This is a genomic window from Flavobacterium sp. KBS0721 (assembly GCF_002007065.3).
Lineage (GTDB): Bacteria > Bacteroidota > Bacteroidia > Flavobacteriales > Flavobacteriaceae > Flavobacterium > Flavobacterium piscis.
The window spans coordinates 2277493-2290478 of sequence record NZ_CP042170.1; the positions used below are offsets into that span (position 1 = coordinate 2277493).

A 12986-nucleotide genomic window follows, 5' to 3' on the forward strand; every position below is an offset into this window, starting at 1 on the left:
TCTTTTCAATTTTAAAAATATATCTAAATGTCTGACGTAGCAGCAATTCATAATTTAGTTCAAAAAAGAAATGAATTAAAAACCGAAATAGCAAAAATCATTGTAGGCCAGGATGAAGTTGTAGATCAAATTTTACTTTGTATATTTTCCGGCGGACACGCGCTTTTAATAGGTGTTCCGGGATTGGCAAAAACGTTAATGATAAATACTTTGGCGCAAGCCTTAGGATTAGATTTTAAAAGAATTCAGTTTACTCCGGATTTAATGCCGTCAGATATTTTAGGAAGTGAAATTCTGGATGAAAACAGGCATTTTAAATTTATAAAAGGGCCTATTTTTTCGAACATCATTTTGGCCGATGAGATCAACAGAACTCCGCCAAAAACACAGGCAGCTTTGCTTGAAGCTATGCAGGAACGTTCGGTTACTATTGCTGGACAAAATTATAAGTTAGATTTACCTTATTTTGTATTAGCAACGCAAAACCCAATTGAGCAGGAAGGAACATATCCGTTGCCGGAAGCGCAATTAGACCGTTTTATGTTTGCTATTAAATTAGAATATCCAACTTTTGAGGAAGAAGTTCAGGTTGTAAAACGTACAACTTCTGATGCTAAAACGACTATTAATCCGTTGTTTACGGCTCAGGAAATTATCGATTTCCAACATTTGATTCGTCGAATTCCTGTAGCTGATAATGTGATTGAATATGCTGTAACGTTAGTAAGCAAAACACGTCCGGATAATGCATTGTCGAATGATTTTGTAAAGAATTACCTGGATTGGGGAGCAGGACCAAGAGCATCTCAAAACTTGATTTTGGCTGCAAAAGCCCATGCAGCGTTTAATGGGAAATTCTCACCGGATATTGAAGATGTAAAAGCAGTTGCAACCGGAATTTTACGACACAGAATTATTAAAAACTACAAAGCAGATGCGGAAGGAATAACCGAAGAAGTTATCATCCAGAAGTTGATGTAAATATATAAAAGCCTGATATTAAAAATATCAGGCTTTTTTTTGTCTATTTTGAAATGCTGGTTTCGTTGATTAATCGAACAGATTTATTTTGAAAAAGTTTTATTAGAAGCACTTCTGCAAGTGAAGTATATTTTTTATTGTCGCACTCGTACCACCAATAAGAGTGATATTGAATGTTATTTTTCTCCATTCGAACAAAACATATTTCTTCATTGTTTTTTTGAATCACTTTCGATTCGATAATTTTATACCCGGTTCCTGTCCAGCACACCAAAGGATTGTGTGACGGAGTTTTAATATAGATAAGTTTTTCAGGAGTTACAATTTTAAAAACTTCAGGACTTATCCAGATTCCTTTTTTAAGATTATAAGTTGTATTTAAGTTTTCGAGCAAATTATGTTTCAATTCTTTTTTGATTTCTAAACTGGTTACGAGTACAATTGAAAATGCTATTGTAATAAGAAAGAAGGCAGATTTATTAGAATTTGAATGAAGTATCTCTTCCTGATTAGGTTTGAAAAAACGAATGAAGAATAACATTGGTATAATTTGATAAAATGCAAAACAAAGTAAACCAATCGTGTAATGTAAAGTGTTTTCTTCTGTGCAATTAAATAAAATTAAAGTTACGATTCTGAAATAATTCGAAATGATATTGAATAAAATCACCATAAAACAAAACAGAAAGATTTGTTTGACATTGAAATATTTATGTTGTTTTCGTTCTTCCAGAGTCAGTAAAAATGCTCCAACAAGCAAACCGGTTTTAAACATCGACAATCCCATACATGCCGTATCTATAGTGATTTTCGCATTGTTGATATAAAAATTAACACCTTCGATCTTTGTTATTGGGATGAAATCTTTTAAAGTGAGATATACGCCATAACAAAGAGTTTGTTTGATTTCTACTGTCAAATAATCAAAAAAAGTGCTAAAAACAGATGAGAATAATAAGATACAGATAAAGGCTATGAATGAAAATTTTCTGGTAAGACTATAATATAAAAAGCAGGCTAGCACTGCTAAAGCTAAAAAATGCAAAGATTTGGTATGCAAGCGAAAGCTTATAAATTCTAATACAAAAATTAAAACTAAAAGAGGGTAGTTCATATTGAATGAAGCTTTTCTACCCCCAATTAGAAACAATACGATGGAAAATACAATTCCGAAGAGATTACTATCAAGCCCCGACATCACTATATTGGAGTTGATAGCCAGCAAACAAGCCAGAATCAATAGGGTAATTGCGTTTTTGTATTGAAATATAAAATTCATTAGATAATTTGCTTTTTGTTTTTTCTGTAATAGAAGAAAAGTATTGTAGATCCCAGAATAATTAATAACCATTCGTGTGGTTCAGGAACAGCGCCATCGTTGTTTATAGAGGCATTTCCTAAAGTGTCGACATTTTTTTCAATTCCGTTATTTTTGTAATCTGCATCAGTTTCAAGAACGATTAAAGAAGATATTGGTGTTACAATATTGGCATCTTTTGCTAAATTCACATATTTATTATAAAAAAGGGAATCATTTTTAATTTTGATTTCTTCTTCGCGCAATTCGTCAACCGAAACCACTGTAACGCTAGCAGTATCTTGAGAAATAGGCTCATTTTTATAATGTGACAAATAACTATTTTGAATCTTTACTTGCTCCTCCAAAACTTTTCCAAAAGCATACATTCTGTAAATATGATTTGGTCCATTGCTTTTAGTAGCGCTGGTTTGCGGAATTTCTTGAATCGCAATATTTGCAGGTTCTATATTGACCGTGTTAGTTGCTGTTTGAAATAAAATAAATTGCTTTTTATTAATGAGTTCTACGCTGTTTTTTAAACTAGTCTGAAAGTAATCTACATATTTTTGCTCCTTAACAGTCTGCCAAAACGGATTAATATCAGATGAAATATTAATTACTTTTAAATTTCTCTCTTTCGTTCCGGTTCTTATTTTCTTTAAATAACGGGAATCTTCAAGTTCTTCAAAATTAGCAGAAAACGTACCGCATTTTGTAATGATTAAGCTGTTCGGAGTCATTTTATAAAGAGGTAACAAGGAATAGTGCAGATCTTCAAATTCTAATTCGATAGCTTTAAAATTGTCTTTATCGATTGCTTTCTTTTCTCCATTTATAATAACAAACAAATTCTTTTTATTTAAGTCCACAAAAGATTCTATCTGTTTGGTCGTCCAGCTGCTGTTTAGGTCTAATATAATTTCTGAAGGTGTAAACGGAATAGCTGTTTTCTGAATTTCTTTGACTTCATACACTTTATTTTTCCATGCAAATGAATTTGATTGCAAAGGTTGGGTCAAAGGCATAGTAGCTTCCCAATCGTCTAATCCTTTCGATTGATTGATGTAGTAGTTCTTATTCAGTTCAAAATCTTTACTGGTTTCTATTTTTGTATTGCCAACGGTCTGGATTCTTGATATCGTTTCGGCGTTCGAAATGTTCGGGCCTTTTATAGAAATACTCTGATATTTCATTTGATTGTCTTCAACTTTTAAAGGAGTTGTAAAACCACATTTAAAGGTTCGTGGCGTTTTATAATTGATTGGGAAAACCCTGACAACCACTTTATTTCCTTCTTTCCATTGCATTAAGGAAGGATCACGGTATTCTACACCAACAATTTGTTTATATGCTGCTTTCGCTTTTTCTTTCGTAGTCAAAACTCCTTTTCTTTCGATTCCGTTTACCCATAATGATAACGATGTTGCAACAGAACCTTCCGGTAATTGAAAAGAATAAATAGCCTCCTTGTTGTTTCTCCCGGATTCTTTCTCGCAGGCAATTTTCATTGTGATTTCAGTATAAGCCAAGCGGGTTTCCGGATAAATTTTCACATCTTCTTTAATGCTTTTGGTAAATAAATCGTCGCCACTCCATAATTGTTCTTCGGTTTCTAATCGTTTGTCAAAGTTTGATTTTAGAATATTTATTTTATCGTCGTTATCCAGAGTTAGGTCTTCACAAAACAAATAGGCAATAGATATAAACGGATTATTAATTTTACGCTCATTAAATTGTTTGCTGCCAAAGGAATTAAAAGAGCTAAAAGAAAAAATATCGTGAAGCGGAATATATACAATGTCTTTTTTTAATAGAATTTCGTTAAAAAAATTAGGTTTTAAATTCTGTGAAACTGAGATGTAATAAGGCAGTTCATTATTTTGATCAAATGAAGTGATTCTGGCCAATTGGGTTATTTTTCTGCTTTCAATATTTAATCCTACAGTAAAGACGATCATGCTAATTAATACCACTAAAAAACCTCCGCTAAAAGAAACAGCATAAATTTTATTGTTACGGAGATATCGAATAATTGTGATTGTATGGATAATAATAACAAGCGCCGGTACCAAGCCATAGAAACCTACTCCTAAAGCTATAAGTCCCATAAAAGAGAATGGCATAATTGGAATGAGGTAAAGCGCAAAATATAAGATGATAGAAAACGATACACCATTTATGAAAAAGGCGATAGATGTATTTCCCTTTTCATCTGAATTTCTGTAAATAAAAAAATTAGACAGGCAAAAAGCCAGAGTGGCTAAATAAACCCATACAGGGAGATCCTGAAAAACAGGAATAAATGTATTTAAGCTAAAACAGCCAATAAACCAGTTTAGGATCAGGAAAGGAGCTAAGTGAATGTACGTTTCCCTTTTTCTAAGAATTAAGAAGGAAACTCCAACTCCATATACAAATTCGAATATGAGACTTAGTAAATCAATGGATTCATAATTACGCCAATAATGTTCTTTAGAGAGAAGAGCGATAATCAGGAAAATGCTGCTAAACAGTGTTACAATTAAACTAATTACTACTCCGGTTTTTTGAGTGTAAGATTCTAAAATATCTAATTTGTGTTTCATAGTTATATCTATTTAAAAGTACTTTGAGTTGCAAAGCTATTAAATAATTTGAATTACAAGTTTTTTTATTAGGTTTTTTTTTGAAAGTGGAGGAAAGTTTAATCTTAGAATTGATTTTTTAAAATGCAGAAGAAAAAGTGATGTAAAAGAGTAACTATAACGTTATAATTCCTTATTTAGAACCGTTCTTTGCTAAAACAGAGGTAAAATCTGACTTCATTTATAACAGCAAATTCCGACTTTGTTAAAGAAAAGATTTTAAAATATCAATAATTTATTTTTTCCATTCAAAATTGATATTTTGACAGAAACAAGCAGTCAAAATCGTTTTTTAGCAATAATAATTTTTGAAAAGGCTACTTCTATTATATTTTTTTTAATTGTCGGCTTTAATACCTAAATTTGCGTACAAAAAAAATAAAATACCTAGAAAAGACTTTTATTATGAATATTTATCAGGATTACATCCAAGAAATTGAAGAACGAAAAGGTCAAGGGCTTAACCCGAAACCAATTGATGGCGCTGAATTATTAGGCGAAATCATTGAACAAATTAAAGATTTGAATAACGAGTACAGACAAGATTCTCTGAACTTTTTTATTTATAATGTTGTACCAGGTACTACTAGTGCAGCCGGTACGAAAGCTAAGTTTTTGAAGGAAATTATTTTGGGTCAATCCGAAGTAAAAGAAATAACACCTGCTTTTGCTTTTGAGTTATTATCACACATGAAAGGCGGACCTTCGATTGAAGTGTTGTTGGATTTAGCGCTTGGTGATCATACTTCTATTGCAAAACAAGCAGGCGATGTTCTTAAGACACAAGTTTACCTTTATGAGGCAGACACAGACCGTCTTAAAGAAGCATTTAAAAATGGTAATCCAATTGCTATTGAAATTCTTAAAAGTTACGCACAGGCAGAGTTTTTTACTTCACTGCCAGAAGTAGTAGAAGAAATTAAAGTAGTTACTTATATCGCTGGTGAAGGAGATATCTCGACAGATTTACTTTCTCCGGGTAACCAGGCGCACTCACGTTCTGACCGTGAACTTCATGGTAAATGTATGATTACGCCTCAGGCACAAGAAGAAATCAAAGCATTACAGGCAAAACATCCTGACGCAAGCGTTATGTTGATTGCTGAAAAAGGTACAATGGGTGTAGGTTCATCAAGAATGTCAGGTGTAAACAACGTGGCACTTTGGACAGGTAAACAAGCAAGTCCTTATGTTCCGTTTATTAATATTGCTCCAATCGTTGCAGGAACAAATGGTATTTCTCCAATTTTCCTAACAACTGTAGACGTTACTGGTGGTATTGGTTTAGATCTTAAAAACTGGGTAAAAAAGCTTGATGCAGAAGGTAATATTATTCGAAATGAGAATAATGAGCCAATTCTTGAAGAAGCATACTCTGTTGCTACAGGAACTGTACTTACAATAAATACAAAAACAAAAAAACTATACAGCGGTGATCAGGAATTGATAGACATTTCTAAGGCATTTACGCCTCAGAAAATGGAATTTATCAAAGCTGGAGGATCATACGCAATTGTTTTTGGTAAAAAACTCCAAACATTAGCAGCAAAAGTTTTAGATATCGAAGCTCCTCTTGTATTTGCTCCATCAAAAGAAATTTCAGTTGAAGGGCAAGGACTTACAGCAGTTGAGAAAATCTTCAACAGAAATGCTGTTGGTATCACTGCGGGTAAAGTATTACACGCTGGATCAGATGTTCGTGTAGAAGTTAATATCGTAGGTTCTCAGGATACGACTGGTCTTATGACTGCTCAGGAATTAGAGTCTATGGCTGCTACAGTAATTTCTCCAATTGTTGATGGTGCATACCAATCAGGTTGTCATACAGCTTCGGTTTGGGATAAAAAAGCGCAGGCAAACATTCCAAAATTGATGAAATTCATGAACGATTTTGGTTTAATCACAGCTCGTGATCCAAAAGGTGTTTATCATGCAATGACAGATGTAATTCATAAAGTACTTAACGATATTACAATAGACGAGTGGGCTATCATTATTGGTGGTGACTCTCATACAAGAATGTCAAAAGGTGTTGCTTTTGGTGCTGATTCAGGAACAGTTGCTCTTGCATTGGCGACCGGAGAAGCTTCCATGCCAATTCCGGAATCTGTAAAGGTGACGTTTGTTGGAGAAATGAAAGACTACATGGACTTCCGTGATGTGGTGCATTCAACACAAGCTCAAATGCTTAAGAAATTTGGTGGTGAAAATGTTTTCCAGGGTAGAATTATCGAGGTTCATCTTGGAACTCTTACAGCTGACCAGGCCTTTACATTTACAGACTGGACAGCAGAGATGAAGGCAAAAGCTTCTATCTGTATTTCTGAAGATGATACCTTAATTGAATCATTGGAGATTGCAAAAAGCAGAATCCAGATTATGATCGACAAAGGAATGGACAATCAGAAACAAGTTCTTCAGGGATTGATTAACAAAGCAGATAAGAGAATTTCAGAGATCAAATCAGCTGAAAAACCAGCGTTGACTCCAGATGCAAATGCGAAATATTATGCTGAAGTTGTTGTAGATCTTGACCAGATTATCGAGCCAATGATTGCAGATCCAGACGTAAATAACGTTGATGTATCTAAAAGATATACGCACGATACGATCAGACCTTTATCTTTCTATGGCGGAGAGAAAAAAGTAGATCTAGGATTTATCGGTTCTTGTATGGTTCATAAAGGAGATATGAAGATTTTAGCTCAAATGCTTAAAAATATAGAAGATTTACACGGTAAAGTGGAGTTCAAAGCGCCTCTTGTAGTAGCGCCCCCTACTTACAACATTGTAGATGAACTTAAAGCCGAAGGTGACTGGGAAGTTTTACAAAAATATTCTGGTTTCGAATTCAACGATAATGCACCTAAAGGAGCAGCACGTACTGAGTATGAGAACATGTTATATTTAGAGCGTCCGGGATGTAACCTTTGTATGGGTAACCAGGAAAAAGCGGCGAAAGGAGATACTGTAATGGCAACTTCAACACGTCTTTTCCAGGGAAGAGTAGTAGAAGATACTGAAGGTAAAAAAGGAGAGTCATTACTTTCTTCTACACCAGTAGTAGTTTTATCTACAATTTTAGGTAGAACTCCTACACTTGCTGAATATACAGCAGCAGTAGATGGTATTAGCCTAACAAGATTTGCACCTTCTCATAAATTGCTTGTAATGTAATTTACGATTAGTTATAATCATTATATATAAAAAGCCCGAGTTGATAAACTCGGGCTTTTTCTTTTCTGGCTCCTCTATTTTTTGTAACTTGTCATGTTCAAATTAAAAAAACAAAAACAATTATACTTATGGCTTTTGATATTGAAATGATAAAAAAAGTGTATGAGAACATGCCGGATCGTGTTGATAAAGCACGCGAGATTGTTGGTCGTCCACTTACATTAACAGAGAAAATTTTATACAATCACCTTTGGGACGGAAATCCAACCAAGGCTTTTGGAAGAGGAGTTGATTATGTTGATTTTGCGCCCGATCGTGTAGCATGTCAGGATGCAACTGCTCAAATGGCATTATTGCAATTTATGCACGCCGGTAAGCCTAAAGTAGCAGTGCCTACAACAGTGCATTGTGATCACTTGATTCAGGCAAAAGTAGATGCAGCAACCGATTTGGCCAGAGCAAAAACACAAAGCAACGAAGTTTTTGACTTCTTGTCGTCAGTTTCTAATAAATACGGAATTGGTTTCTGGAAACCGGGAGCAGGGATTATTCACCAGGTGGTACTTGAAAATTATGCTTTCCCTGGCGGAATGATGATTGGTACCGATTCTCACACTGTAAATGCAGGTGGTTTAGGAATGGTAGCTATTGGTGTTGGTGGAGCCGATGCTGTAGACGTCATGTCCGGTATGGCTTGGGAACTTAAATTCCCTAAATTAATTGGAGTAAAACTAACCGGTAAATTATCAGGTTGGACAGCTCCTAAAGATGTTATCCTAAAAGTTGCCGGTATTCTTACTGTAAAAGGTGGTACTGGTGCAATCGTTGAATATTTTGGAGAAGGAGCAACTTCTATGTCTTGTACCGGAAAAGGTACTATTTGTAACATGGGTGCCGAAATTGGAGCAACAACTTCAACTTTTGGATATGATGATTCAATGAGTCGTTACCTGCGTTCTACAAACAGAGCAGATGTTGCAGATGCTGCAGATAAAATAGCTCCGTACTTAACAGGAGATCCGGAAGTATATGCTAATCCGGAACAATATTTTGATCAGGTTATCGAAATCAACTTAACTGAATTAGAGCCACACCTAAACGGTCCTTTTACACCGGATTTAGCGACTCCAATTTCTAAAATGAAAGAAACAGCAATCAAAAATAACTGGCCATTACAAATTCAGGTAGGTTTAATTGGTTCTTGTACCAACTCTTCTTACGAAGATATCTCACGTGCAGCTTCTCTGGCAAGACAAGTAAGCGCTAAAAACTTAAAAACGAAATCTCAATTCACCATTACTCCAGGTTCTGAAGTAGTTCGTTATACCATCGAAAGAGACGGATTTATCGATACTTTCGAAAAAATTGGAGCAACTGTTTTTGCCAATGCCTGCGGACCATGTATTGGTATGTGGGACAGAGACGGAGCAGAGAAAGAAGAAAGAAACACTATTGTGCACTCTTTCAACCGTAACTTCTCAAAACGTGCAGATGGTAACCCAAACACTTTAGCATTCGTAGGTTCTCCGGAATTGGTAACTGCTATGGCGATTGCAGGTGATTTAGGTTTCAATCCGTTAACTGATACTTTAATCAACGAAGATGGAGAAGAAGTAATGCTTGAGGCTCCAACAGGAGACGAATTGCCTCCAAGAGGATTTGATGTTAAAGATCCGGGATTTCAGGTTCCGGCAGAAGATGGTTCAGGAGTTCAGGTTGTGGTAAGCCCAACATCTGAGCGTTTACAATTATTAGCTCCCTTTGATGCCTGGGATGGTAAAAACATTACAGGTGCAAAATTATTAATCAAAGCATTCGGAAAATGTACTACAGATCATATCTCTATGGCTGGACCATGGTTACGTTTCCGCGGACACTTAGATAATATTTCAAACAATATGCTGATTGGTGCGGTAAATGCATTCAACCAAAAAACAAACTCTGTTAAAAATCAATTAACAGGTACTTACGATGCAGTTCCTGCTGTAGCTCGTGCATACAAAGCCGCTGGAGTTCCGTCTATCGTTGTGGGAGATCACAATTATGGCGAAGGTTCATCTCGTGAGCATGCTGCAATGGAGCCACGTTTCTTAGGAGTTAAAGCGGTATTGGTGAAATCTTTTGCCCGTATCCACGAAACAAACCTTAAAAAACAAGGACTTTTAGGATTAACATTTGCAAACGAAGCTGACTATGATAAAATTCAGGAAGACGATACTATCAATTTTACTGATTTAACGGAGTTTGCTCCGGGAAAACCATTAACATTAGAGTTCGTTCATGCTAATGGTACAAAAGATATCATCCTGGCAAACCATACTTATAACGCAGGTCAGATTGGCTGGTTCGTTGCAGGTTCAGCATTAAACCTAATCGCTGCAGGAAAAGCTTAATCATTAAGATTCCATTATACTAAAAACGCTCTGTTTAAACAGGGCGTTTTTTTTTATTTGTAGCTAATCCAGCTGTCTGCCATAAAGTATGCCGCTCCCATCTGGGCTAAGGAAGTCGTTTTTATAACAAAAATTAATTCATGAAGATTTTCTGCGATTTAAAAAACAAATATTTAATAAGATAAAGTATCATTTATAGTTTTATCGATTGATAACAAATGGTAAAAACAGAAGAGTATTTTTTAGATAATTAAAGCTTATTTTGTTTAAAAAAAGCGGGTTCTTATAAGACGCCTATTTTCAAAGAGTTGAGACTGTTTTTACTTGGGGACAATTAATTCAGGGTAAATTTGTTGTTAAAAAACGTGTATATTTTACATTAAAAGGGTAAATTCGCTTTTTACATAATATATTTACATTTTTCTAGTTTATATTATTCAAGCGAAAAGTTATATTATTTAAACTTAAAGAAGTATTCATTAAACTTTAATAGGTATGGTTGTTAGATTAATTATAGTGTTGTTTTTTTTCAGTGTTGGTGTATTTTCTCAGGAAAAGTTTATCAAGCACAAAATATCAAAGGGAGAAAACCTATCTGTAATTGCTAAAAAATATGGTGTAAAAACCAAAGACATTCAAGATGCCAATCCCGACGCTCCTAAAGTTTTAAAATTAAATTCGGTGCTCTTAATTCCGAATACCAATAAAAAGGTTACTACAAAAAAAACTGAAATAGTTGCCAATACAACTCCCGCAACATCTTCAAATTCAGGTGTACACGAAGTACAGCAAAAAGAAAATCTTTGGGCAATTTCAAAAAAATACAATGTTTCTGTTGATGATTTAAAAAAAGTAAATCCGTCGCTGGAAAGTGAAGATCTGAAAATAGGACAGAAACTTACTATTCCGTCTAATGCTATTGCAGCGACTGAAAAGAATACAAAGAAAAATCAGAATATAGAAAAACCGGAAATAATTCCTTCAACAGATGTAGAAGTTGTAGTTGAAGTAAAGCCAAAAGAAACAAAATATCTAATTGCGAAAAAATACGGGATAACGGTTGCAGAACTAGAGAGGCAAAATCCATCTATTAAAAGAAAGCTGCCGGTTGGTTATCTTTTAAAAATTAGAACTTCAAAAGAAAAAGCAAATCAGGATATTACTAGCGCATCTCAAACTCAGGTTGCCGAAGCTGTTGCAACTTCAGAAAATAACGGTAAAAACGATGAAATAAGGCCGGAAATTATACCTGCAAAAAACGTTGAAGTAGTAGTTGAGGTACAGCCAAAAGAAACAAAATATGCCATTGCAAAGAAATACGGAATCACTGTTGCAGAATTAGAGCGACAGAATCCATTTATTAAAGGGAAATTGCCTGTTGGTTATGTGCTCAAAATTAATACATCAAAAGAAAAGGCCGATGCAGCCGCATTAGCAACAACTCCACAAACTAACGACGGCTTATCAGACACTTCGCAAGTGGCAGATAATTCAAAAGTTGAGAAAGATACCACTACAATATTTAGAGTGAGTAATCATTCAGAATTAGTGAATCAATTGATCGATAATGCAACTGAAAATATTGGAACTCGTTACAGATCAGGCGGAACCACAAAAGCAGGTTTTGACTGTTCAGGATTGATGATTTGTACGTTTAATAATTTCGATATTAAATTGCCAAGAAGTTCTATAGAACAATCCAGAGTGGGTACCAAAGTCGGTACAGAAGAAGCTCAAAAAGGAGATTTGATTTTCTTTAAAACAAACGGAAGACGCCATATCAATCACGTAGGAATGGTCGTTGAGGTTGTTGATGGAGAAATTAAGTTTGTTCATTCTTCTACTCACGGAGGTGTCATGATCTCTTCTACCAAAGAACCGTATTACCAAAGAACCTTCTCTCAGGTAAATCGTATTTTGCAATAATAAACTGTATCAATCAGTTTTCTTTTTTAATTCTCACTAATATGAAAAGTGACGTTTTGTTTCACAACTTTTCAATGTGATTAAAAAGAAATTCATCTCACTTTTTGAATTCTACATTAAGTTTCTCCTTTTTATTCGAATTCATGCCAAAAATGCCCGCAGCCATTTTTACATTCTGTATTTTTTCTTTGAGTGTCGGTTACTTTAAAAATCCACAGTAATGAGGTTACAACTTTTATATTTTCGTTTTCAGGAAGTTCTGCTAATTTATAAAAAGCAATTTTTGTTGGAAAAGTTTTTAAAATCACAATAGGAGTATAGGTTGATTTTAAAGGAATTGTATTCAGCGCATTTTGATATGTTTCTGTATTGTAATGAGTTTTCTCCGGAATAGCATTAAATATATAATTTTTTAAAGTTGTAAAAAGTACTTCGAAATCATATTCAGGATCTTCTAATAAAAGCTGTACGCCAAGATTAAAGTCTATTTTATCTTGGGCGACTTTGTTTATTATTAGTTCTTTTTGAGACATTTGATGCATAAAAAGTAATTCAATTTTATTTAAATTGTTGTCTTACATTCCT

General features: G+C 34.5%; 7 protein-coding genes. 4 read left to right on the top strand and 3 right to left on the bottom strand.

The genetic code is table 11. The features are described from left to right. The first annotated feature begins 27 nt into the window (after positions 1–27). Positions 28–981, top strand: a complete 954-nt coding sequence (locus B0M43_RS10050; protein ID WP_078008485.1) for a MoxR family ATPase — start codon at positions 28–30, stop codon at positions 979–981. A gap of 43 nt (positions 982–1024) precedes the next feature. Here the strand turns inward: B0M43_RS10050 and xrtN are convergent, their stop codons facing one another. After that, positions 1025–2260, bottom strand: a complete 1236-nt coding sequence (gene xrtN / locus B0M43_RS10055) for an exosortase N (protein WP_168199933.1) — start codon at positions 2258–2260, stop codon at positions 1025–1027. Next, on the bottom strand, positions 2260–4866 hold the full coding sequence (locus tag B0M43_RS10060; protein ID WP_078008483.1) for an XrtN system VIT domain-containing protein: 2607 nt from the start codon (positions 4864–4866) through the stop codon (positions 2260–2262). The genes xrtN and B0M43_RS10060 overlap by 1 nt, the downstream gene beginning before the upstream one ends. A gap of 444 nt (positions 4867–5310) precedes the next feature. Between B0M43_RS10060 and B0M43_RS10065 the strand changes: the two genes are divergently transcribed. From B0M43_RS10065 to B0M43_RS10075, 3 genes are all read left to right on the top strand, one after another. Then, the gene (locus B0M43_RS10065) at positions 5311–8082 is read left to right on the top strand and encodes a bifunctional aconitate hydratase 2/2-methylisocitrate dehydratase (protein ID WP_078008691.1); all 2772 of its coding nucleotides are present in this window, start codon (positions 5311–5313) and stop codon (positions 8080–8082) included. Between the two features lie 128 nt (positions 8083–8210). After that, complete coding sequence (locus tag B0M43_RS10070; protein ID WP_078008482.1) at positions 8211–10475, top strand: aconitate hydratase; 2265 nt, start codon at positions 8211–8213, stop codon at positions 10473–10475. A gap of 495 nt (positions 10476–10970) precedes the next feature. Beyond that, positions 10971–12401: a LysM peptidoglycan-binding domain-containing protein gene (locus B0M43_RS10075; protein WP_078008481.1), complete on the top strand. Its 1431-nt coding sequence runs from the start codon at positions 10971–10973 to the stop codon at positions 12399–12401. A gap of 131 nt (positions 12402–12532) precedes the next feature. Here the strand turns inward: B0M43_RS10075 and B0M43_RS10080 are convergent, their stop codons facing one another. Further along, positions 12533–12943 (bottom strand): DUF5958 family protein, encoded by a 411-nt coding sequence (locus B0M43_RS10080; RefSeq protein WP_078008480.1) that lies wholly within the window; start codon positions 12941–12943, stop codon positions 12533–12535. Positions 12944–12986: the final 43 nt, after the last annotated feature.